This is a genomic window from Pseudomonas sp. PB105, from assembly GCF_009764655.1.
Taxonomy (GTDB): Bacteria; Pseudomonadota; Gammaproteobacteria; order Pseudomonadales; family Pseudomonadaceae; genus Aquipseudomonas; species Aquipseudomonas cyclaminis.
Genome location: NZ_RWIO01000002.1, coordinates 13,930 through 36,187, shown reverse-complemented (window position 1 = coordinate 36,187; position 22,258 = coordinate 13,930). Strand labels below are relative to the sequence as shown.

At 63.1% G+C, this 22,258-nt stretch carries 19 protein-coding genes and 2 riboswitches; of the genes, 14 read left to right on the top strand and 5 right to left on the bottom strand.

The genetic code is table 11. The features are described from left to right. Positions 1-36: 36 nt before the first annotated feature. On the top strand, positions 37-2,328 hold the full coding sequence (locus tag EJD88_RS00160; protein ID WP_158876165.1) for a fatty acid cis/trans isomerase: 2,292 nt from the start codon (positions 37-39) through the stop codon (positions 2,326-2,328). 219 nt (positions 2,329-2,547) lie between these two features. Continuing rightward, positions 2,548-3,132 carry a Fe-S biogenesis protein NfuA gene (nfuA, locus tag EJD88_RS00155; protein WP_032887092.1) on the top strand — a complete coding sequence of 195 codons (585 nt, stop codon included), beginning with the start codon at positions 2,548-2,550 and terminating at the stop codon, positions 3,130-3,132. 185 nt (positions 3,133-3,317) lie between these two features. Here nfuA and cobM read toward each other — a convergent pair whose 3' ends face one another. The 4 genes from cobM to EJD88_RS00135 form a co-directional block, all read right to left on the bottom strand. Further along, a complete protein-coding gene (cobM, locus tag EJD88_RS00150; protein ID WP_158876163.1) occupies positions 3,318-4,064 on the bottom strand; it encodes a precorrin-4 C(11)-methyltransferase in 747 nt (248 codons plus the stop codon). A gap of 69 nt (positions 4,065-4,133) precedes the next feature. Continuing rightward, positions 4,134-4,526: a cobalamin biosynthesis protein gene (locus EJD88_RS00145; RefSeq protein ID WP_099585259.1), complete on the bottom strand. Its 393-nt coding sequence runs from the start codon at positions 4,524-4,526 to the stop codon at positions 4,134-4,136. Then, positions 4,523-5,227, bottom strand: a complete 705-nt coding sequence (locus EJD88_RS00140; RefSeq protein ID WP_158876161.1) for a CbtA family protein — start codon at positions 5,225-5,227, stop codon at positions 4,523-4,525. Before EJD88_RS00140 ends, EJD88_RS00145 begins: the two co-directional genes overlap by 4 nt. Positions 5,228-5,238: 11 nt before the next feature. After that, positions 5,239-5,427: a CbtB-domain containing protein gene (locus EJD88_RS00135; RefSeq protein WP_112194995.1), complete on the bottom strand. Its 189-nt coding sequence runs from the start codon at positions 5,425-5,427 to the stop codon at positions 5,239-5,241. Between the two features lie 95 nt (positions 5,428-5,522). Beyond that, positions 5,523-5,729, bottom strand: a riboswitch (cobalamin riboswitch). A gap of 42 nt (positions 5,730-5,771) precedes the next feature. Beyond that, positions 5,772-5,973, top strand: a riboswitch (cobalamin riboswitch). A gap of 92 nt (positions 5,974-6,065) precedes the next feature. On the opposite strand from EJD88_RS00135, the gene cobW reads away from it, so the two are divergent. Genes cobW through EJD88_RS00115 form a run of 4 tightly spaced genes read left to right on the top strand, consistent with a single transcriptional unit; the run spans position 6,066 to position 12,546 of the window. Beyond that, entirely contained in the window at positions 6,066-7,127 is a 1,062-nt protein-coding gene (gene cobW, locus EJD88_RS00130; protein WP_158876159.1) for a cobalamin biosynthesis protein CobW, read from the top strand. 3 nt (positions 7,128-7,130) lie between these two features. Then, entirely contained in the window at positions 7,131-10,892 is a 3,762-nt protein-coding gene (gene cobN / locus EJD88_RS00125) for a cobaltochelatase subunit CobN (RefSeq protein ID WP_158876157.1), read from the top strand. Beyond that, positions 10,892-11,890 (top strand): ATP-binding protein, encoded by a 999-nt coding sequence (locus EJD88_RS00120; RefSeq protein WP_158876155.1) that lies wholly within the window; start codon positions 10,892-10,894, stop codon positions 11,888-11,890. The genes cobN and EJD88_RS00120 overlap by 1 nt, the downstream gene beginning before the upstream one ends. A gap of 53 nt (positions 11,891-11,943) precedes the next feature. Further along, positions 11,944-12,546, top strand: coding sequence for a VWA domain-containing protein (locus EJD88_RS00115; RefSeq protein ID WP_099585266.1), 603 nt, complete (start codon positions 11,944-11,946; stop codon positions 12,544-12,546). A 107-nt stretch (positions 12,547-12,653) separates the two neighbouring features. On the opposite strand, the gene EJD88_RS00110 is transcribed toward EJD88_RS00115, so the two are convergent. Further along, entirely contained in the window at positions 12,654-13,604 is a 951-nt protein-coding gene (locus EJD88_RS00110) for a DUF1853 family protein (RefSeq protein WP_158876153.1), read from the bottom strand. Positions 13,605-13,750: 146 nt separating this feature from the next. Between EJD88_RS00110 and EJD88_RS00105 the strand changes: the two genes are divergently transcribed. The 8 genes from EJD88_RS00105 to pepN all read left to right on the top strand — a co-directional run bounded on the left by EJD88_RS00105 (position 13,751) and on the right by pepN (position 22,229). Then, the gene (locus EJD88_RS00105; RefSeq protein ID WP_032887076.1) at positions 13,751-14,641 is read left to right on the top strand and encodes an NAD(+) kinase; all 891 of its coding nucleotides are present in this window, start codon (positions 13,751-13,753) and stop codon (positions 14,639-14,641) included. Then, a complete protein-coding gene (locus EJD88_RS00100) occupies positions 14,638-15,612 on the top strand; it encodes a metallophosphoesterase (protein WP_371926525.1) in 975 nt (324 codons plus the stop codon). Before EJD88_RS00105 ends, EJD88_RS00100 begins: the two co-directional genes overlap by 4 nt. 38 nt (positions 15,613-15,650) lie before the next feature. Continuing rightward, positions 15,651-17,000 carry a 26S protease regulatory subunit gene (locus EJD88_RS00095; RefSeq protein WP_099585250.1) on the top strand — a complete coding sequence of 450 codons (1,350 nt, stop codon included), beginning with the start codon at positions 15,651-15,653 and terminating at the stop codon, positions 16,998-17,000. Further along, positions 17,000-17,485: a hypothetical protein gene (locus tag EJD88_RS00090; RefSeq protein WP_112195007.1), complete on the top strand. Its 486-nt coding sequence runs from the start codon at positions 17,000-17,002 to the stop codon at positions 17,483-17,485. Before EJD88_RS00095 ends, EJD88_RS00090 begins: the two co-directional genes overlap by 1 nt. Continuing rightward, on the top strand, positions 17,485-18,408 hold the full coding sequence (locus EJD88_RS00085) for a lipopolysaccharide assembly protein LapB (protein WP_112195009.1): 924 nt from the start codon (positions 17,485-17,487) through the stop codon (positions 18,406-18,408). The genes EJD88_RS00090 and EJD88_RS00085 overlap by 1 nt, the downstream gene beginning before the upstream one ends. Before the next feature lie 62 nt (positions 18,409-18,470). After that, on the top strand, positions 18,471-18,731 hold the full coding sequence (locus EJD88_RS00080) for a YeaC family protein (RefSeq protein ID WP_158876149.1): 261 nt from the start codon (positions 18,471-18,473) through the stop codon (positions 18,729-18,731). Next, entirely contained in the window at positions 18,728-19,558 is an 831-nt protein-coding gene (locus EJD88_RS00075; protein ID WP_099585247.1) for a DUF2797 domain-containing protein, read from the top strand. The genes EJD88_RS00080 and EJD88_RS00075 overlap by 4 nt, the downstream gene beginning before the upstream one ends. A 13-nt stretch (positions 19,559-19,571) precedes the next feature. Then, a complete protein-coding gene (gene pepN, locus EJD88_RS00070; RefSeq protein WP_158876147.1) occupies positions 19,572-22,229 on the top strand; it encodes an aminopeptidase N in 2,658 nt (885 codons plus the stop codon). The last annotated feature ends 29 nt before the right edge of the window (positions 22,230-22,258 follow it).

Genomic DNA, 22,258 nt, shown 5'->3' with positions numbered 1-22,258 from the left:
ATTTTTCAGCGCATGCATTGAATCGGGACCGGATACATGTCACTTCGTCTTATCGTCAGCGCCGTCCTGGCCTTGATCGCCAGTACTGCGCAGGCAGCAGGTCCCGCTCCGGCGATTTCCTACACCCGCGACATTCAACCGATTTTCACCGAGAAGTGCGTGGCCTGCCATGCCTGCTACGACTCCGCCTGCCAGCTCAACCTGGGCAGCGCCGAGGGCGCGGCGCGGGGCGCGAGCAAGATGCCGGTGTATGACGGCGAACGCAGCCAGGCCGCGCCGACCACCCGTTTGTTTTACGACGCATTTGGCAAGCAGGCTTGGCAGCAGAAGGGCTTCTATTCGGTGCTGGACGCCCAAGGCAGCCAGGCCGCGCTGATGGCGCGCATGCTGGAACTGGGGCATAACGCGCCTTTGCAACCCAATGCCAAGTTGCCCGATGACATTGTGTTGGGCCTGAACCGCGAAAACATGTGCGCCACCCCCGGCGAATTCAGTGCCTATGCCGGCGCCCATCCCAGAGAAGGCATGCCCCTGGCGGTCACGGGCCTCACCGACCAGCAATACCAGACGCTGCAACGCTGGCTCGCGTCCGGCGCGCCGATTGATCAGCAGGGCCTGGCGCCGAGTGCCAACGAAGCCTTGCAGCTTCTACAGTGGGAAAACCTGCTCAACCAGCCCGGCGCCCGTGAAAGCCTGGTGGCCCGCTGGTTGTTCGAACACTTGTTCCTGGCCCATATCTATTTCGAGAACGGCGAGCCAGGGCATTACTTCCAGTGGGTGCGCTCGCGTACGCCGAGTGGGCAGCCCATCGACCTGATCAACACCCGTCGCCCCAATGACGACCCAGGCACGCGGGTCTACTACCGCCTGTGGCCGGTGCAGGGCGTGATTGTGCACAAGACTCACATCACCTATCCGTTCAGCGCTGCAAAAATGGCGCGCATCAAAGACCTGTTCTACAGCGGCAACTGGCAGGTCAACGCCTTGCCGGGTTATGGCCCGGGCCGCCGCGCCAATCCGTTCGAAACCTTCGAGGCGATCCCGGCCAAGGCGCGCTATCAGTTCATGCTGGATAACGCCGAGTACTTTGTACGCACCTTTATTCGCGGGCCGGTGTGCCGTGGGCAGATCGCCACGGACGTGATCCGCGACAACTTCTGGACGCTGTTCCAGGACCCGGACCACGACCTGTACATCACCGATGCGCGGTACCGCGGCCAGGCCACGCCGTTGCTGGCCATGCCGGGGCAGAACGACGATGTGGGCAGTGTGCTGAGCCTGTGGTTGGCCTATCGCGACAAGCGCAACAGGTACGAGGCGTTGCGTCGGGACAGTTATGCCGATTTACCGCCGCCGAGTTGGTCGAGCCTGTGGGCGGGCAATGACAACGCGTTGCTGAGCATCTTTCGCCACTTCGACAGTGCATCGGTCAACAAAGGCCTGATTGGCGAAGTGCCGCAGACGATGTGGCTGTTCGACTATCCGTTATTGGAGCGCACCTATTATCAGTTGGCGGTGAATTTCGATGTGTTCGGCAACGTCTCGCACCAGGCCCAGACTCGGTTGTACTTCGATTTGATCCGTAACGGTGCAGAGCAGAACTTCCTGCGCTTGATGCCGGCGGACGCTCGTGAAGGCTTTATGGATGATTGGTATCAGAACAGCGGCAAGATCAAGCTGTGGCTGGATTACGAAGCGATTGATGACGATAAACCGACAGGCTTGCACTTGAATGAACAGGACCCCAAGCGGGACTTCGCCAACCAGTTGATCGCCCGTTACGGTGATCTGAATGCGAGCCCGGACCCGATTAATCGGTGTTCTGGCGCGTATTGTTCGCGTGACGGGATTGACCCGGCCTTGCAGGATGCTGAGCAGGCGCTTAGCCGGTTGACGTCGCGTCCGGCGGCGGGGCTCAAGGTGATTGATCAGTTGCCTGAGGCGACGATGCTGCGGGTTGAGACTGCCAGCGGGCAGCGTGTGGTCTATAGCCTGCTGCGCAACCGTGCCCACAGTAATGTGGCGTTTTTGCTGGGCGAGGCGTATCGCTATCAGCCGGGGCTGGATACCTTGACCCTTTATCCGGGGGTGCTCAGTAGTTATCCGAATTTCATCTTCAATATTCCGGCAGGGGACGTGCCGGCGTTTGTGGCGCAGATGGAGCAGGCCAAGGACGCCCAGCAGTTTGAGAGGATCGTTGATCGTTGGGGGGTACGCCGGAGCCATCCGTTGTTCTGGCAGTATTTCCACGATTTGTCGGAGTATGTTCGGGAGACTACGCCGGTTGAGGCGGGGGTCCTGGATATGAATCGGTATGAGAATTTGTGAGTGGTGGGTTGCGGGGGGGCGCTCTCAGATCAAAAGCAAGCGCGGCGGCCTTAGAGCCGACCGGGTTGTTAAGTCGAGCCCCCTCCCACATGTTGATCTCCATATATCAGGTAGGTGTCACACCACCACCCGCCAAAACCTAACCCGACAAAAACACTGGGACTTTGTACCTCCGTAATAATTTGGCGTAAACTCCGGGCAAGCCTGTGAGGAGTTTCCATGACTGCCATAACCATTACCGACGCCGCCCACGATTACCTGGCTGACCTGCTGTCCAAGCAGAACACCCCAGGTATCGGCATCCGCGTCTTTATCACCCAGCCCGGCACCCAGTACGCCGAGACCTGCATTGCCTACTGCAAGCCTGGTGAAGAGAAACCTGAAGACACCGCCCTGGGGCTCAAAAGCTTCACCGCGTACATCGACCACTTCAGTGAAGCTTTCCTGGACGATGCCGTAGTCGACTATGCCACCGACCGTATGGGCGGCCAGTTGACCATCAAGGCGCCCAACGCCAAGGTGCCGAGCGTCAACGCCGACAGCCCGGTCAACGAGCGCATCAACTATTACCTGCAAACCGAGATCAACCCTGGGCTCGCCAGCCACGGCGGTCAGGTCAGCCTGATCGACGTCGTTGATGACGGTATCGCGGTGCTCAAGTTCGGCGGCGGTTGCCAAGGCTGCGGCCAGGCGGACGTGACCCTGCGTGAAGGCATCGAGCGTACCCTGCTGGAGCGCGTCCCGGAGCTCAAGGGCGTACGTGACGTGACCGACCACACGCAGAAAGAAAACGCCTACTACTGAGTAAGGCGTTCACTGCGAACAAAAAAACGGCGCCCCGTGAGCGCCGTTTTTTTTGCTTAAAATTCATTGCCTTACGCAATACATCTAACAAAGAAGATCAACTGTGGGAGGGGGCTTGCCCCCGATAGGGTCATATCAGCCGCCACCTAAGCAAGCTGGTACGCCGCCATTTGTGAGGTAAAAACTCATGGCCGATAAAGGTGCGCATGCCCCGCCCGATACAGCGACGATTCACTGAAACTGTCACTCGCCAACACCCGTCCCACCACAATCAGCGCCGTACGCCGAAAACCCTTGGCCTCGACTTTTCCGGCAATGTCACTGAGCGTGCCCACCGCCCAATCCTGATCCGGCCACGTGGCCCGGTGCACCACGGCAATCGGGCAATCAGCGCCATAGTGCGGCAGCAGTTCGGCGACGATTTTCTCCAGATGGTTGACCCCCAGATGAATCGCCATGGTTGTCCCATGCCGCGCCAGACTGTCGAAGTCCTCGCCGGCCGGCATGCTGGTTTTATCGGCATAGCGGGTCAGGATCACGCTTTGGGCGATGTCCGGCAGGGTCAGTTCGGTCTCCAGCAGCGCGGCGCAGGCCGCTACGGCGGTGACGCCAGGGATGATCTGGAATGGGATGCCCAGTTCACGCAAATGACGGATTTGCTCGCCGATTGCGCCGTAGAGGCTCGGATCACCGGAGTGTACGCGCGCGACGTCCTGGCCTTTGCCGTGGGCAGTCTTGATCAGGTCGATGATCTGCTCCAGGTGCAGTTCGGCGCTGTTCACCACCTGTTCTGCCTGATGCCCCTCCAGGACCGCAGCGGGCACCAGCGAACCGGCGTAAATGATCACCGGGCAACTACGGATCAGCCGCTGGCCTTTGACGGTGATCAATTCCGGGTCGCCGGGGCCTGCGCCGATGAAGTAGACGGTCATTGGGGAGTTCCTGTCAAAAACGGGCGAGCATGAAGATTGCTCATGATCGGGGAGGGCGATTATCGGGGTTTAACCGGCGCAGGCCAACGCAAAGGTGGCTTGGGCGGTTTTTTTGCGGGTGATGAGCAACCGGGCAGGCGCGCCGCAGAGCTGTTCCGCAAGGGCCAGGGCGGCGCTTTCGGCGATGCCGTAACAGCCCGTATGGGCGAACGCGACGGCGGACTTGTGGCTGAGTCGGTCTGCATAAGCGGCCAATTGCTCGGCGCTGAAGCATTGCAAAGGCAGATTCAACTGCCGCGCCAGCGCCAGCAAGCCTGGCTCGTCCTGTTTGCGGTCGATGCTGGCCAGTGCGGTGATGCTGTGGCGATCAATCCCGCCCTCGGCGAGGGCGGTATCCAACAGCGCCAGCAGGGCGTGAGCCGCACAACCGCGCTGGCAACCCAGGCCGACCACGTAGGTCATGCCGAGTATTGATCGTCGCGGTTGCGGCGGAACAGCCACGCGCTGATCAGGCCCAGGGCCAGCCAGAACGCCACGTTGGTCAGTTGCGAGGCGATTTTGAACTGCGTTTCCAGGGCTTGCGGCGCGAGCATCGCATGCACTTCCGGTTGCGGCGCGCCGATCACGTGCGGTACCGCAAGGATGGCAGCGCCGAGCACTTTGAGCAGCCAGTTGCGGCCGAACACGATGAGCGCAATCCCGGCAGCGGTGGAGGCCGCAGTGCCGATCCACCACGTCTGGCGCAGCGCCAGATCAGCGGCTGCCGTGCCCGGCAACTCGGGCGGCAGGCCCATCGTCGGCGCCAGCACAAAGGTCGCGTAACCGGCCAAACCCCACAGCAGGCCTTGTGCCGTGCGGGTGGGCGCACGCAAGGTGTAGAGGCCGGCCAGCATCAGCGCGAAACCGACCGCTACCACCAGGTTGCCACCCGTAGTGGACAGCACGCGCTGCCAGCCGTCTTCCGGCTCCCAGGCTTCGGCATCGTGGGTGTGGGCAGCAGCGCCGGCGGCGTGTTCGTGCACCACTTCGGTGGCTGCTGGGGCTTTTTCAAAGGTTTCCGCCTGCAATATCAGCGGGGCGACCCAAAAGCTCTGCAGCAGGGTCAGCAGCAGGGCGGCCAGCAAGCCGGTGAACCCTGCGGTTTGCGCAATACGCTTGATCATGTCGGCAGGTCTCAGTGGCACGGGAACGCGGCGCTGTGGCGAGTATCGTGGGCAGCGTTGTGCACCGCCTCGATATGCGAGAAACCGGCGAAATACACCAGGCACGCGCCCAGGATCGACGCACCGATGGCGGCGGTCAGGCGTTGGCTCAGGGTAGAAGTGCTGCTGGCGGAGGGCGAAGTGCTGCTGATGATCGACATGGCGCGTCCCTTTCAGGTGTCTGGGTGAAACGAGCGCATGAAAACCCCGCGAGCCAGGCACGCAGGGTTCCGAACAGCGCCCGCCCACCGCGGGTTTGTTATCTGATTTTTCGGGCCGGTCTCCGGGCTTGCGAGGGACACTGGGTCTATAAAGCATCGCCTTCCCATGCCGTACTGGCACAGTGGATCTGACGCTTCACTCGCTTACCGTTGCGGGGGCAGCACCGGACTGGTCATGGCGTGCATGATTTACCGGTTTCCCGTTTCACCCCGTGAGGGGCACCCGAAACAAGATGTGTAGGAGAGCATGGGCGGGGGACGGTAGTCAAATGCGGCAAGCCCCTGTAGCCTTGCACCTTCGAGGTTCTTCGGCCCAGGCCGAAGCTAAGAAGGGAACGCGGTTCAAGCCGCGGCTGCCCCCGCAACTGTGAAGGGTTCATCCGACTGCCACGCCACTGCCATCAACGGCGGGAAGGCGCAGCCGGCGCCGGTCTCGCGACCCGCAAGCCCCAAGCCAGGAGACCTGCCTCGCAACCGATTTTCCAATTCAACCGGGCGGGGTGATCCGGTGACGAAATCCGCTTCTGCGCCATGCCGCAGGGCCTATCGTCCCGTATGCCCGCCCCCAAGGGCATCCGATGAAAACACTGGCCAAACTTCCCGTCACCATCGTTACCGGCTTCCTCGGCTCGGGCAAAACCACCTTGCTGCGCCATATGCTCGACAACGCCCAGGGCCGTCGCATCGCCGTGATCGTCAATGAGTTCGGCGAGCTGGGCATTGATGGTGAAATCCTCAAGCAGTGCTCCATTGGTTGCACCGAAGAAGAAGCCAACGGCCGTGTCTACGAACTGGCCAACGGCTGCCTGTGCTGCACCGTGCAGGAAGAATTCTTCCCGGTGATGCGCGAATTGGTCGCCCGTCGCGGCGACCTTGACCATATCCTTATCGAAACCTCGGGCCTGGCCCTGCCAAAACCACTGGTACAAGCCTTCCAGTGGCCGGAAATCCGCAGCGCCTGCACGGTAGACGCGGTGATTACCGTGGTCGACAGCCCGGCCGTGGCCGCTGGCACCTTCGCTGCGTTCCCCGATCAAGTGGACGCCCAGCGCAAGCTCGACCCGAACCTGGACCACGAGTCGCCGCTGCACGAGCTGTTCGCCGACCAACTGGCCAGCGCCGACCTGGTGATCCTCAACAAGTCCGATCTGATCAGCCCGCAAGACCTGGCCCGTGTGCGCCTGGAAGTCGCCGAAGAGCTGCCGCCAGCCGTGAAGATCATCGAAGCCAGCAGCGGTCGCGTACCCCTGGACGTGCTGATTGGCCTGGGTGCTGGGTCCGAAGAGCACATCGACGGTCGTCACAGCCATCACGATCACCACCACGAAGGTGAAGACGACCACGATCACGATGCGTTTGACTCCATCTCCATCGACCTGCCTCAAGCCGATGAAGCGCTGCTGCTCGACGCCTTGACCCAACTGGTGGTGCAGCACGGCATCCTGCGCGTCAAAGGCTTCGCCGCGATCCCGAACAAACCGATGCGCCTGCTGATCCAGGGCGTGGGCACCCGTTTCGACAAACACTTCGACCGCGCCTGGGCGGCCGATGAAGCCCGCATCACGCGCCTGGTGCTGATCGGCCAGGACCTCGACGCGGCCGGCCTCGAAGCGCAATTGCGCGCCGCGCTCAGCGTTTAACCCATGCACCTGCTCAGGACTCAGCCCGGTGGTTTCGTCGCGGACGACAATATTGCCGACCTTGGCCAAACGCCCGCCGAGCTGGTGATCCTGTGCAGCGGTGATTCCAGCCTGGCATTGTTGGCCGAAGCGGCCCAGCAGTTGCCTGACGACTATCCCAGCCTACGTCTGGCCAACCCGATGCAAGTGCAGAACCATGCCTCGGTCGACCTGTATGTCGATGAGGTGCTGCGCCACGCCAAGGTCATCCTGATTTCCCTGCACGGGGGCATCGGTTATTGGCGCTACGGCATCGAACGCTTGGTGGAGTTGGCGGAGCGTGGCGTGCAGCTGATCCTGGTGCCGGGAGATGATCGCCCGGATCCGGAGCTCAGCGGCCTCAGCACCGTCGGCGTCGAGGTACGGGATCGCCTGTGGCAGTTTCTGCGTCAGGGCGGGCTGGCCAATGCGCTGGATTTCTATCGCTGCCTGGCCAGTGGCTATCTGGACCGCGATTACCCGTGGGCCGAACCGCAAGCCCTGGCGCGCACGGCGATCTATCACCCCCATAAAGCCAATGCCCGGCTCGACGACTGGCAGGCGGATTGGCACGCCGAGCAACCTGTGGCGGCCGTGCTGTTCTACCGCTCGCACTTGCAGGCGGCCAATACCGGTTTTATCGACGTGTTCTGCCAGCGCTTGCAGGCGGCGGGCCTCAATCCGTTGCCGATGGCGGTGGCCAGCCTGAAAGAGCCCGGCTGCCTCGCGGCGGTCGAGGACTGGTTGGATGAAGCGCAGGCCTCGGTGATTCTGAATACCACCGGTTTTGCCCAATCCAGTCCTGAAGCCCCGCATTTGCGCCCGTTTCGCCGCAATATTCCGGTGATCCAGGCGATTTGCGCCCAGGACAACCAGCCCGGCTGGGAGGCCAGCGAACAAGGCCTTGGCCCGCGTGATCTGGCGATGCACATTGCCTTGCCGGAGCTGGACGGTCGCATTATCAGCCGTCCGATCAGCTTCAAGGACCTGGCCTGGCGCAGCGAACGCAGCCAGTCGGACGTGGTGTGCTACCGCGCAGCACCCGAGCGCATGGATTTTGTCGCTGAGTTGGCGCGGCGCTGGGTCGAACTGGCGCGAGTGCCGAATGGGGATAAACGCATCGCGCTGATCTTGGCCAACTACCCGACCCGCGACGGCCGTATCGGCAATGGCGTCGGGCTGGATACCCCTGCGGCGGCGCTGAATATCCTGCTTGCGTTGCAGGCTGAAGGTTACCCGGTGCCGACGGCCCTGCCGGAAAGCGGCACCGCCTTGATCCACGAGTTGCTGGGCGGCGTCACTAACGACCTGGACAGCCTCGACCTGCGCCCGTGCCATCAAAGCCTCGGCCTGGATGACTACGAGGCGATGTTCAAGCGCCTGCCTGCTGCCAATCAACAGGCCGTGCTGGAGCGCTGGGGCACGCCCCACAACGATCCGATGTTCCGTGACGGTCGTCTGATGGTCGCCGGTCTACGCCTGGGCCTGACGTTCGTCGGCATCCAGCCGGCACGGGGTTACCAGGTGGACGCGAGTGCGGTGTACCACGACCCGGATCTGGTGCCACCCCACGGCTACCTGGCGTTCTATTTCTGGTTGCGCCACACCTATGGCGCACATGGCGTGATCCATGTGGGCAAGCACGGCAACCTGGAATGGCTGCCGGGCAAGGGCGTGGGCCTGTCGGAATATTGCTGGCCTGATGCGTTGCTGGGGCCGCTGCCGAATATCTACCCGTTTATCGTCAACGACCCCGGTGAAGGCGCACAAGCCAAGCGCCGTACCCAGGCGGTGATCATCGATCACCTGATGCCACCGCTGACCCGCGCCGAAACCTACGGCCCGCTACGTAACCTGGAGTTGTTGGCGGACGAATATTACGAAGCCCAACTGCTCGATCCACGCCGCGCCCGCGAGCTGCAAAAAGACATTCTCAAGCTGGTGCGTGAAGCCTGCATCGACCAGGAACTTGAACTGGATGGCGACGCCGATGCGGCGGTCTGGTTGCCACGCCTGGACACCTACCTGTGTGACTTGAAGGAATCGCAGATTCGCGACGGCCTGCATATCTTCGGCGAGTCGCCCCAAGGCCGCTTGCGCATCGACACCTTGCTGGCGTTGCTGCGCATCCCCCGTGGTGATGGCCGTGGCCCGCAATCGAGCCTGTTGCGCGTGCTGGCCAAGGCGTTTGAGCTGGGTTTCGACCCACTGGACTGTGCCCTGGCCGAACCGTGGACTGGACGCCGCCCGGCGGTGTTGCAGAGCATCGACGCGCAGCTATGGCGCACCGCCGGTGACACCCGCGAGCGCCTGGAACTCTACGCGGCGCGACTGATCGATCAGGCGCTGGAAGGCCCGCTTGAGCAGTTGGAAGAACCCGGTTGGGAAGACGTGAAAGCGGTTATCGAAAGCCTGCGTATTGTCGTAGCGCCACGCCTGGATGCCTGCGGTCCGGCGGAAATGCGCGGTTTGCTGGATGCCCTCAGCGGCCGCTTCGTACCGGCGGGGCCGAGTGGCGCGCCGAGTCGGGGCCGCCTGGATGTACTGCCCACCGGGCGCAACTTCTTCACCGTCGATGTGCGCAACCTGCCCACCACCACGGCGTGGCGCATCGGCTTCCAGTCGGCCAGCCTGATACTGGAGCGGCATCTGCAGGACCACGGCGATCATTTGCGCCAGTTGGGCCTCTCGGTATGGGGCACCGCCACCATGCGCACCGGCGGTGATGATATCGCCCAGGCCATGGCGCTGATGGGCGTGCGCCCAGTGTGGGCCACGGGCAGCCAGCGGGTGGACGACTTCGAGATCCTGCCGGTCAGCCTCTTGGACCGCCCGCGTGTGGATGTAACACTGCGGGTGTCCGGGTTCTTCCGCGATGCGTTTGCCAACCTGATCCGCCTGTTCGATGCGGCGGTTCAAGCGGTCGCGGCCCTCGACGAGCCCGACGACATGAACCCGCTGGCGGCCAAGGTGCGCAGTGAGCGCGCCGCGTTGCTGGCGTCTGGCCTGGACGCAGAAACCGCCGCCAGGCAAGCCGGCTGGCGGATCTTCGGCGCCAAGCCCGGTGCCTACGGCGCGGGCGTGCAGGGCGCGATTGATGGTCGCCTGTGGCAAAGCCGCGAGGACCTTGCCGAGGTTTACCTCAACTGGGGCGGCTACGCCTATGGCGGCGCCGATGAAGGCACCGCTGCCCGCGAGCAGTTCGCCCAGCGCCTGAGCCAGGTGCAGGCCGTGCTGCAAAACCAGGACAACCGTGAGCACGACCTGCTCGACTCCAACGATTACTACCAATTCCAGGGCGGCATGCTTGCCGCCGTGGAAACCCTGAGCGGCGACAAGGCTGCCAGCTATCACGGCGATCACAGCCAACCGGACTTGCCGAAGATCCGCACCTTGAAAGAGGAGCTGAACCGAGTGATCCGTTCTCGCGCCGCCAACCCCAAGTGGATCGACGGCGTGAAGCGTCATGGCTATAAAGGTGCGTTTGAAATGGCCGCGACGGTGGACAATCTGTTCGCTTTCGACGCCACCACGTCGCTGATCGACGACCATCAATACGCCTTGCTCGCCGACGCCTACCTGCTCGACCCCGACACTCGAGATTTTGTGCAACAGCACAACCCCGCAGCGCTGCGCGACATGACCGAGCGCATGCTGGAGGCCCAGCAGCGTGGCCTGTGGCAAGAACCGGGGGCGTACCGCGAGGCGTTGGAAAACCTGTTGCTGGATATAGAAGAAGACAGCTGATGACTGATACCCCCCATTTCCCGCTGTCCGCCGTGGTCGGCGCCGACGCGTTGAAACTGGCGCTGTGCCTGACTGCCATCGACCCGAAGATCGGTGGCGTGCTGATCGAAGGCCCGCGTGGCATGGCCAAGTCCACTTTGGCCCGTGGCCTGGCGGACCTGCTCGCCAGCGGCCAGTTTGTCACGTTGCCGCTGGGTGCGACCGAGGAGCGCCTGGTCGGCACCCTGGACCTGGACGCTGCGCTGGGCGAGGGCCGTGCGCAGTTTTCCGCCGGCGTATTGGCCAAGGCCGACGGCGGCGTGCTGTATGTCGATGAAGTCAACTTGCTGGCCGACCACTTGGTCGACCTGCTGTTGGACGTGGCCGCCAGCGGCACCAACTTGATCGAGCGTGACGGCATCTCCCATCGGCATTCGGCGCGCTTTGTGCTCATCGGCACGATGAACCCGGAGGAGGGTGAGTTGCGTCCGCAGTTGCTCGACCGTTTCGGTTTTAACGTGGCCTTGAGCGGGCAGACATTGCCGGCCGAACGTGGCCAGATCATCCGCCGTCGCCTGGATTTCGACAGTGACCCTGTTGCGTTCTGCGCCCAGTGGGCCGAACCCCAGGCAGCCTTGCGCGAGCGCTGCACCCAGGCGCGGGCGCGGCTCGACAGCATTGCGCTGGATGATCGGGCCCTGGCGCAGATCACCGAGCGTTGTTTTGCCGCTGGCGTGGATGGCTTGCGCGCCGACCTGGTCTGGCTGCGCGGTGCCCGGGCGCATGCGGCGTGGCGCGGTGCCCAGGCGATTGCCGAAGAAGATATCGACGCGGTGGCCGAGTTTGCCTTGCGTCATCGGCGCCAGGCACAGTCTCCGCCGGCCAGTCCGCCGCCTGAAGGCCAGTCGCCCAGCTCCAGCGAGACCTCCGCCGGCCAAGGCCAGTGGGGCGATATGCCCGCGCCGCCGCTGCCCACCGGTGCGCGTCGCGAAGTGCCCACCTGGCCAAAAAAGCCTTAGGCATTCGTCCCCGACCTGACGCGGGGGCGGATGCCCGGCCCAAGGCGGGGCGACTGGACAGGGGCAGGCAAGGCAAGGCACGCAGCGCGCAACACGGCGCGATCAACTGGCCGGGCACCTTGCTCGGTGGTCGGCCGCAATCCCGTGAGGATCTGCTGTTTCACCTGCGCAGCCGTTCGGCCCAGGAGCTGTGGCTGGTGATTGTCGATGCATCGGCCTCCACTCGGCGCCACCACGCGTTGAGCGATGCCAAGGGCTTGCTGGCCCAGCTGTTTGATGACGCGTACCGGCAACGGGCACGCATGGCCTTGCTGACCGCCAGCGGGCAGTCGCCCAAATGGCAGGTGCAGGGCTTGAAGGCGGCGAAGAGTATGGCGGGTTGGCTGGAGCGACTTGGCGCGGGTGGCGGCACGCCGTTGCTGGCGGCACTGACCGAGGCCGGGCACTGGTTGCAGGCGCGGCGCAGGCGTTATCCGGCTGAACAGCAGAAACTGCTGGTGATTACCGATGGCCGGCTCAAGGACATCGCCGGGCTGCCTTTGTTGGAATGTTCAGGGTTGCTGGTGGATATCGAACGTGGGCCGATCCGATTGGGTAGGGCTCAGGCGCTGGCGGCTGGGTTGCAGTTGGATTATCGGCATATCGATAGGGTGTAGTGCCGGTGGCGCCGCCATCGGGGGCAAGCCACCTCCCACAGGTTGAAATGCATTTCAAAGGTGGGAGGGGGCTTGCCCCCGATGAGGCCATCACCTACACCTCAGATCTATCCGCCAGCCCCCGGCACATTCGGCCAAAGATCCGCCACCAGGAACAACCGCTCCGCTTCCTCCCAGTCCTCACCGTTCTGCACCATCCGCACCAACAACTGCGCCGGCGCCATTGGATCAAGTGCGGTCAGCCAATGCTGCATCCGCTCCTCGCTCCACACGTCATCCGCCAGGTAGTGCGCCGGCGCCAGCCAGGCATGCCGGGGCAGGGGTTGCCAGCGCCCGGGTGCGCTGGCGCTGGCAAACGCCTGCCAATCCCGTTGATGCAACCAGCGTCCACGCAAATGCTGCGGGTGGGCGCCGTCCGGTGGTTCGGCCAGGCCGGGCCAGGGATAGAGCAAATACCCGCCGAGCCACAAATGCGCGTCGAGCTGCTGTATATCCAGCGCCGCCAAGACTTCGCGGCTTTCCGGCCGCGCCGAAATCGGCAGCTGATGCTGGGCCAGATGTGCCAACTTGCGGTCCAGCCGGTCATGGCAACCCGGCCCCAGCCACTGCGCCGTGTCCTGGCCATTTCCGTTCTGCGGCCCCAGATACAGCTTGATCGCCAGTTCCAGGTGGTGCACGCCATCACGATCGCGCAGCAGCATGTCCAGCTCACCCAAGGTATGCCCGGCGCGGCGGATCGGCAGGTTGGCGGCCAGCAGTTCCACCCCCGGCGCGTGCTGCACGGCAAATTGCCACAGTCGCTCGTAGTACAGGCCCAGGCGGCGAGTGCGGGCCAGGCTCAGCCAATACTGCAAAGCCCGGCTGTCCTGATCCAGTTGCCGCAGCCAATGTTCCAGGCGGTCGGGCGCCTGCACCCAGTCGCTGCCGGCCAACGGATGGCGCTGCGGCCAGGGCGTCTGCGCGAGCATCGGCGGGGCGAGCACCACCCACGCCAGGTCGCGCACCTCAGGGTGACGCAATTGGCGGGGCAGGGTATGCAGGTCGGGGAATACAGTCATGGTCCGAGCATAGCCTTTTAAGCCAGGGGTGGGCGTGTGAGAACCATTGTCATCAAGACGTAGCGGTGACAAAGGATTTTGTCTGTGGCGGCCTTTCGCCCATAATCGTTTCTTTTTTGCCACACCCCACATCCCGCAGGAGCCCCATGGAGCACTTTCGCAATATCGGCATTATCGGTCGCCTGGGCAGTACCCAGGTGTTGGACACCGTCCGCCGGCTGAAAAAATTCCTGCTGGATCGCCACCTGCACGTGATCCTCGAAGACACCATCGCCGAGATCCTCCCCGGCCACGGCTTGCAGACCTCGTCGCGCAAAATGCTCGGCGAAGTGTGTGACATGGTCATCGTGGTCGGCGGCGACGGCAGCCTGCTCGGCGCCGCCCGTGCACTGGCGCGGCATAACGTGCCGGTGCTGGGGATCAACCGGGGCAGCCTGGGGTTTCTCACCGATATCCGCCCGGATGAGCTGGAAGTCGAAGTGGCCAAGGTGCTCGACGGCCATTACCTGGTGGAAAACCGCTTCCTGCTGCAAGCCGAAGTGCGTCGCCACGGCGAAGCCATCGGCCAGGGCGACGCCCTCAACGATGTGGTGCTGCACCCCGGCAAGTCCACGCGGATGATCGAGTTCGAGCTGTACATCGACGGCCAGTTCGTGTGCAGCCAGAAGGCCGACGGCCTGATTGTCGCCACGCCCACCGGTTCCACGGCCTACGCGCTGTCGGCCGGCGGGCCGATCATGCATCCCAAGCTGGATGCCATTGTGATCGTGCCGATGTACCCCCATATGTTGTCGAGCCGGCCGATTGTGGTCGACGGCAACAGTGAGCTGAAAATCGTGGTGTCCAAAGACATGCAAATCTACCCGCAGGTGTCCTGTGACGGGCAGAACCACTTCACCTGCGCCCCCGGTGACACCATCACCGTGAGCAAAAAGGCGCAGAAGCTGCGGTTGATCCACCCGCTGGATCACAACTATTACGAAGTGTGCCGCACCAAGCTGGGCTGGGGCAGCCGCTTGGGGGGTGGAGGCGACTGATGCTCGATCCCGCGCGTAGCTACGACCTGATTGGTGACGTGCACGGTTGCGCCCATACCCTTGAGCACTTGCTCGACCAGATGGGTTACCACAAGCAGGGCGGCACCTGGCGTCATCCGTCGCGCATGGCGGTGTTCCTCGGCGATATCATCGACCGTGGCCCCCGCATCCGCGAGGCGCTGCATATCGTCCACGACATGGCCGAGGCCGGCCAGGCGCTGTGCATCATGGGCAACCACGAGTTCAACGCCCTGGGCTGGACCACACCGGCGCCGCCGGGCAGTGGCAAGCAGTTCGTGCGTGAGCACAACCCACGGCATGCGCGGTTGATCCACGAGACCCTGACCCAGTTCGAACACCACCCGGCCGATTGGCACGACTTCCTCGGCTGGTTCTACGACATGCCGCTGTTCGTCGACGCCGGGCGTTTCCGCGTGGTGCATGCGTGCTGGGACGACGGTTTTATCGCGCCACTGCGTGCGACCTTTCCGGACGGCTGCATCGACCAGCATTTCCTGCAGGCCGCCGCCGTGCCCGGCAGTTTTGCCTGCAACGCCTTCGACCGCCTGCTGCGCGGCACCGACATGCGCTTGCCCGATGGCCTGACGCTGACCGGTGGCGACGGCCTGACGCGCTCGTTCTTCCGCACCAAGTTCTGGGAAGACGACCCGAAGACCTACGGCGACATCGTGTTCCAGCCCGACGCACTGCCCGAGCCGGTGGCGCGCACGCCGCTGTCCTCCACCGAAAAAAATTCACTGCTGCGTTATGGCGTCGACGAACCGTTGCTGTTCGTCGGCCACTACTGGCGCAGCGGCAAACCAGCGCCGATCCGCGACAACCTTGCCTGCCTGGACTACAGCGCGGTGCTGTACGGCAAGCTGGTGGCGTATCGCCTGGACCAGGAAACCCGCCTCGACCCGCGCAAGTTCGTGTGGGTCGATGTCGAGCGGCCGCAGGTGCTGAAATGAGCCCCTGCGCGACGCACATGCACTTTTGAGGAACCTCCATGGATGATTCGACGTTCGACCAACTGGAGGCCGCGCTGTCCGCTGCCCCCGGTAACGTCGCGCTGCTGACCCTGCTGCTCGGCGCCAGCCTTGAGCGTGGCGAGCACGAGCGCGGGCTCAAGCTGTTGCCTGCTGATCTGGAACACTTGCAAGACGCCTCTGCCTTGAAACTGGCGGCGGCCCAGTTGTTGCTGGCTGACGGCCAGGCGCAAAGAGCGCTGCCCCTGATTGAAGGTGACGATCCCGCAGCGCGTCTGCTCAAGGCGCGCGTGCTGGCGGCTTTGGAGCGCCTCAAGGAAGCCCAGGTGGAGTACCGCGCAGCGGTGGACGCCAACCCGGCCCTGGAAGACATGGCGCTGTGGCGCCGCTTGAATGTGTCGGTGGTGGATTTTCCGGGGGCCGAAGGCCGCCCGCGCTTGCGGGTGATCTCCAATGACGACACCGACCAGAGCGAAGTGGTGCGCCTGCTGGTGCCGGAAAACGAAACCCTGACCTTCGACGACATTGGCGGCCTGGATGAGCTGAAAAAGACCATCCACAAGAAGATCATCCTGCCGTACCAGAAGCCGGGGCTGTTCCAGCGCTTTCGCAAGAAAGTCGGCGGCGGCGTGCTGCTGTACGGTCCGCCGGGTTGCGGCAAGACCATGCTCGCCCGCGCCACGGCCGGGGAGTGCAAGGCGACGTTTTTCAACGTGGCAATTTCCGACGTGCTGGACATGTACATCGGCGAGTCCGAGCGCAAGTTGCATGCGCTGTTCGAACAAGCGCGGGCCCAGGCGCCGGCGGTGATGTTTTTCGACGAGGTGGAAGCCCTGGGCGGTAAACGCTCCAACACCCGCGAGTCCACGTCGTCCAAGCTGGTCAGTCAGTTCCTCTCCGAGATGGACGGCTTTACCAACGACAACCACGGCGTGCTGATCCTGGCCGCGACCAACGTACCGTGGTCGGTGGATTCGGCGTTCCGTCGCCCCGGTCGTTTTGACCGCGTGCTGTTTGTGCCGCCACCGGATCGCCCCGCGCGGGAAAGCATGCTCAAGTCGATGATGAAAGGCCGACCGATGGCCGACGATATCGACTTCGCCTTTCTCGCCAAGAATACCTCGGGCTTCTCCGGCGCCGACCTCAGTGAACTGGTGGAAACCGCCGCCGATGAGGCGATTGAAGCGTCCATCGAGAGTGGCGCCGAGCAGTCCATCTGCGACCGGCATTTCAAGGCAGCCTTGAAAGACGTGCGCGCCACCACCCTGGAATGGCTGACCACCGCGCGCAACTACGCGCGCTACGCCAACGAAGGCAACCAGTACGACGAAGTGCTGGCGTTCCTCGACAAACACGGGAAGGGCCGCTGATGGCGCAGTACGGTGGTTATCGCATCGAAGATGAACCGCGTCCGGGGGCCTTGGCCAAGTTTGCGGTTTCGCCCTTCTGGCCGCTGCTGGGCCTGATGCTGGGCGGCGCCTGGCTGGGCTTGCCGTGGTTCGTGTTCAACTCGATTGCGGTCGGCAGCCCGACGCGGGTGCGCGAGTGGATACTTGCCGGCGTGGCGCTGGTGGGCAGCATCGTGATCGGTTTTGCATTGCTGCAACTGGTGGGCGCCGGTTATATCCAGACCCCGGCCGAGATTCAGTACGCCTTGCTGGTGCTGGTGGTGTGGAAACTCACCATCGGCTACCTGCTGTACATGCAGCAAAACGCGACCATTGAGATTTACCAGTATTACGGCGGCGAGCTGAACCGCTTTGGTCTGCCCTTGGCGTTAATTGGTGGCTTCGTGCTTAAAGGCATGGTCGTCAAATGGCTGCCGTACACCCTGTGGTATCTGGTGGTGAGCTGATGAATACCGACTATCTGCTGCAACTGGCTTACCAACGCCTGCAAGCCGACCACAACGACGGCGCCATTGATGCCCTGCGCCAATTGCTCGCCAGCGATCCGCATTCGGCCGAGGCCCATGCCTTGCTGGCGATCTGCTTGATGAACATGCGCCGGGTGCATGCCGCCAAGCGCGAAGTGCAGTTGGCGCTGGTTTGCGACGCGCAATTGCCGTTGGCCCACTATGCCGCCGCCCAAGTGGCGATTGCCCAGCGCAAATTCAAGCTGGCCCAGGAGCATGTGAACCAACTGTTGGACATGGAGCCGCTCAACCCGGTCAACTACCGCTGCCTGGCCGACCTGTATCAACTCACCGGCCGCCTGGCGCAGAGCCGCGAGCCGTTGGAAAAGGCCCTGGAACTCGGCCCGGACGATCCGGCGAACCTGGTGGCCATGGCGCAGTTCCATCGCGCCAGCGCCCATTGGGACCAGGCCTACCAGTTTGCCCGCCAGGCGTTGCAGGCCGATCCATCGAACGCCGCCGCCGTGGTGGTGCTCGGCCACCTGTTGCTGCGTGAAGGCGACCTCAACGGCGCCCGCGAGCATGCGATCTGGGCCCTGCAGGAAAACCCCAGCAACGTCTCCGCGCTGCACTTGCTCACGGCCGTCAAGGCGCGCAGCAATGTGTTTCTCGGCACGTGGTGGCGCTTCAACAGCTGGATGAACGAGCGCAGCGCCACCGGCGCCATTGTTCTGCTGCTGCTGATGTTTGTGGTCTACCGTGTAGTGGTCATTACCCTCACGGCCCAGGGCTATCCGCAGGCGGCCGAGATGATCAATTGGCTGTGGCTGGCCTTTGCCGCGTATACCTTTGCCGCGCCGCAGATTTTCCGGCGCTTGCTCGACAAGGAGCTTGTCCAGGTCAAGCTCTCCAAGGATTTTTGACGGGCCAGGCCCCGTCGCCCATGCACTCGCTGAACCAGCGACCGTTACCAGAGGTTGTCTACATGTCGTCTTTTTTTGAAATGATCGAAAACATCACCCCGGACATCTACGAGAGCCTCAAGCTCGCCGTAGAAATCGGCAAGTGGTCCGATGGCCGCAAGCTCACCGCCGAGCAGCGCGAGCTGTCCCTGCAAGCGATGATCGCCTGGGAACTCCAGAACCTGCCGGAAGAACAGCGCACGGGCTACATGGGCCCGCAGGAATGTGCGTCCAAATCCGAGCCGGTGGCGAACATTCTGTTCAAGTCGGATGCGATCCATTGATTGAAATTGGTCGCGGTGCAGTCAGCAAAATGTCGGCGCAACTCGGTGAGCCGACCGTTCAATATGCGTTTCGCCTGGGCGACACCGAGGTGCCGGTCAATCCATTGATCGGTACTCATATTCGCCTGGAGTACCTCGGTGCCATCCATTGCAGCCATTGCGGCCGCAAGACCAAGACCAGCTTCAGCCAGGGGTATTGCTACCCGTGCATGACCAAGCTGGCCCAGTGCGACCTGTGCATCATGAGCCCCGAGCGTTGCCATTACGACGCCGGCACCTGCCGTGATCCAGGCTGGGGCGAGCAGTTTTGCATGACTGATCATGTGGTCTACCTGGCCAACTCGTCGGGCATCAAGGTCGGTATCACCCGCGCTACCCAGCTGCCCACGCGCTGGCTGGACCAGGGTGCGAGCCAGGCGTTGCCGATCATGCGTGTGGCCACGCGCCAGCAGTCCGGCTTCGTCGAGGACGTGCTGCGCAGCCAGGTGGCCGACAAGACCAACTGGCGTGCGTTGCTCAAGGGTGACGCGGCGAAGGTGGACCTCAAGCACGTGCGCGATGAGCTGTTCGCCTCCTGCGCCGAGGGGCTGGAAAACTTGCAGGAACGCTTTGGCCTGCAAGCCATCCAACCAGTGACCGACATCGAGCCGATTGAGATTCGCTACCCGGTGGAGCAGTATCCGGCCAAGATCGTCAGCTTCAACCTGGACAAGAACCCGATTGCCGAAGGCACGCTGCTGGGGATCAAGGGCCAATACCTGATCTTCGACACCGGCGTTATCAATATTCGCAAGTACACGGCCTATCAGCTCGCCGTGCATCAGTAGAAGGATGCCACCCATGCGCACCGAACAACCGAAGATGATTTACCTGAAGGACTATCAGGCGCCGGACTACCTGATCGACGAGACGCACCTGACCTTCGAGTTGTTCGAGGACCACAGCCTGGTCCACGCGCAACTGGTGATGCGCCGTAACCCCGAGCGTGGCGCTGGCTTGCCGCCGTTGGTACTCGATGGCCAACAGTTGGAGCTGTTGAGCGTTAACCTGGCCGACCAGGAGTTGACTGGCACTGACTACCAGTTGACTGACAGCCACCTGACCGTGCACCCCAAGAGCGACACGTTCACCCTCGACACCACGGTCAAGATCCACCCGGAAACCAACACCGCCCTGGAAGGCCTGTACAAATCCAGCGGCATGTTCTGCACCCAGTGCGAGGCCGAAGGTTTCCGCAAGATCACCTATTACCTCGACCGCCCGGACGTGATGAGCACGTTCACCACCACGGTGATCGCCGAGCAGCACAGCTACCCGGTGCTGCTGTCCAACGGCAACCCGATTGCCAGCGGCCCCGGTGAAGACGGCCGCCACTGGGCGACCTGGGAAGACCCGTTCAAGAAGCCGGCCTATCTGTTTGCCCTGGTGGCCGGGGATTTGTGGTGCGTCGAAGACAGCTTCACCACCATGACCCAGCGCGAAGTGGCGCTGCGCATCTACGTCGAGCCAGAAAACATCGACAAGTGCCAGCACGCCATGACCAGCCTGAAAAAATCCATGCGCTGGGACGAAGAAACCTACGGCCGCGAGTACGACCTCGATATCTTCATGATCGTCGCGGTGAACGACTTCAACATGGGCGCCATGGAGAACAAGGGCCTTAATATCTTCAACTCCAGCGCCGTGCTGGCCCGTGCCGAAACCGCCACCGACGCCGCGCACCAGCGTGTCGAGGCCATCGTCGCCCACGAATACTTCCACAACTGGTCGGGCAACCGCGTGACCTGCCGCGACTGGTTCCAGCTGTCGCTCAAGGAAGGCTTTACCGTGTTCCGCGATTCGGGCTTCTCGGCCGACATGAACTCGGCCACGGTCAAGCGCATCCAGGACGTGGCGTACCTGCGGACCCACCAGTTCGCCGAAGACGCCGGCCCGATGGCCCACGCGGTGCGCCCGGACAGCTTTATCGAGATCTCCAACTTCTACACCCTGACCGTGTACGAAAAGGGCTCGGAAGTGGTCGGCATGATCCACACCTTGCTCGGTGCCGAAGGCTTCCGTAAAGGCAGCGATCTGTATTTTGAGCGCCACGACGGCCAGGCCGTGACCTGCGACGATTTCATCAAGGCCATGGAAGACGCCAACGGCGCTGACCTGAGCCAGTTCAAACGCTGGTACAGCCAGGCCGGTACGCCACGTCTGGCGGTAAGCGAGTCCTACGACGCGGCGGCCAAGACCTACAGCCTGACCTTCCGCCAGAGCTGCCCGGCCACCCCGGACAAGGTCGAGAAACTGCCGTTCGTGATTCCGGTCGAACTGGGCTTGCTGGACGGGCAGGGCGCCGGCATCGCCTTGCGCCTCGCCGGTGAGGCGGCGGCGGGTGCCACGTCCCGCGTGATTTCGGTAACAGAAGCCGAGCAGACCTTCACCTTTGTCGACATCGCAGAACAGCCGCTGCCATCGCTGCTGCGCGGCTTCTCGGCGCCGGTGAAACTGAGCTTCCCGTACAACCGCGATCAGCTGATGTTCCTGATGCAGCACGACAGCGATGGCTTCAATCGCTGGGATGCCGGCCAGCAACTGTCGGTGCAGGTGTTGCAGGAACTGATTGGCCAGCATCAGGCGGGCCAGGCGTTGAAGATGGATCAGCGCCTGATCGACGCGCTGCGCACGGTACTGAGCGACGAAAGACTGGACCAGGCCATGGTCGCGGAGATGCTCTCGCTGCCGGGCGAAGCCTACCTGACGGAAATCAGCGAAGTGGCCGATGTGGATGCAATCCACGCCGCCCGCGAATTTGCGCGCAAGCAACTGGCCGACCACCTGTTCGAAGGGCTGTGGTTGCGTTATCAGGCCAATCGCGAGCTGTCCAAGCAAACCCCTTATGTGGCCGCGGCCCAGCACTTTGCCCGGCGCGCCTTGCAGAACATCGCGTTGTCGTACCTGATGCTCAGCGGCAAGCCTGAGGTATTGGCGGCGACCCTGGAGCAGTTCGACAGCAGCGACAACATGACCGAGCGCCTGACCGCGCTGGCAGTGCTGGTGAACTCGCCGTTCGAGGCGGAAAAAGCCCAGGCGTTGGCGGTGTTTGCCGAGAACTTCAAGGACAACCCGTTGGTCATGGATCAGTGGTTCAGCGTGCAGGCCGGCAGCAACTTGCCGGGCGGGCTGGCGCGGGTGCAGGCGTTGATGGAGCACCCGGCATTCACGCTCAAGAACCCCAACAAGGTGCGTGCCCTGATCGGCGCCTTCGCCGGGCAGAACCTGATCAACTTCCATGCGGCGGATGGCTCCGGCTACCGCTTCCTGGCGGACCTGGTGATCCAGCTGAATGGCTTCAACCCGCAGATCGCGTCGCGCCAATTGGCGCCGTTGACCCGCTGGCGCAAATACGACAGCGCGCGGCAGGCGCTGATGAAGGCCGAGCTGGAGCGCATTCGTGGCTCGGGCGAGCTGTCGAGCGATGTGTTTGAGGTGGTCAGCAAGAGCCTGGCATAACAGGCAATGAACAACCTGTGGCGAGGGGG

What these genes read in the sequence shown, in the direction of transcription:
- EJD88_RS00140 (WP_158876161.1), bottom strand. Translation starts at nt 5,227, where the DNA reads ATGATCAAGCGTATTGCGCAAACCGCAGGGTTCACCGGCTTGCTGGCC.
- EJD88_RS00110 (WP_158876153.1), bottom strand. Translation starts at nt 13,604, where the DNA reads ATGACTGTATTCCCCGACCTGCATACCCTGCCCCGCCAATTGCGTCAC.
- cobM (WP_158876163.1), bottom strand. Translation starts at nt 4,064, where the DNA reads ATGACCGTCTACTTCATCGGCGCAGGCCCCGGCGACCCGGAATTGATC.
- EJD88_RS00135 (WP_112194995.1), bottom strand. Translation starts at nt 5,427, where the DNA reads ATGTCGATCATCAGCAGCACTTCGCCCTCCGCCAGCAGCACTTCTACC.
- EJD88_RS00080 (WP_158876149.1), top strand. Translation starts at nt 18,471, where the DNA reads ATGTCGTCTTTTTTTGAAATGATCGAAAACATCACCCCGGACATCTAC.
- EJD88_RS00085 (WP_112195009.1), top strand. Translation starts at nt 17,485, where the DNA reads ATGAATACCGACTATCTGCTGCAACTGGCTTACCAACGCCTGCAAGCC.
- nfuA (WP_032887092.1), top strand. Translation starts at nt 2,548, where the DNA reads ATGACTGCCATAACCATTACCGACGCCGCCCACGATTACCTGGCTGAC.
- pepN (WP_158876147.1), top strand. Translation starts at nt 19,572, where the DNA reads ATGCGCACCGAACAACCGAAGATGATTTACCTGAAGGACTATCAGGCG.
- cobW (WP_158876159.1), top strand. Translation starts at nt 6,066, where the DNA reads ATGAAAACACTGGCCAAACTTCCCGTCACCATCGTTACCGGCTTCCTC.
- EJD88_RS00105 (WP_032887076.1), top strand. Translation starts at nt 13,751, where the DNA reads ATGGAGCACTTTCGCAATATCGGCATTATCGGTCGCCTGGGCAGTACC.
- EJD88_RS00090 (WP_112195007.1), top strand. Translation starts at nt 17,000, where the DNA reads ATGGCGCAGTACGGTGGTTATCGCATCGAAGATGAACCGCGTCCGGGG.
- EJD88_RS00095 (WP_099585250.1), top strand. Translation starts at nt 15,651, where the DNA reads ATGGATGATTCGACGTTCGACCAACTGGAGGCCGCGCTGTCCGCTGCC.
- EJD88_RS00160 (WP_158876165.1), top strand. Translation starts at nt 37, where the DNA reads ATGTCACTTCGTCTTATCGTCAGCGCCGTCCTGGCCTTGATCGCCAGT.
- cobN (WP_158876157.1), top strand. Translation starts at nt 7,131, where the DNA reads ATGCACCTGCTCAGGACTCAGCCCGGTGGTTTCGTCGCGGACGACAAT.
- EJD88_RS00145 (WP_099585259.1), bottom strand. Translation starts at nt 4,526, where the DNA reads ATGACCTACGTGGTCGGCCTGGGTTGCCAGCGCGGTTGTGCGGCTCAC.
- EJD88_RS00120 (WP_158876155.1), top strand. Translation starts at nt 10,892, where the DNA reads ATGACTGATACCCCCCATTTCCCGCTGTCCGCCGTGGTCGGCGCCGAC.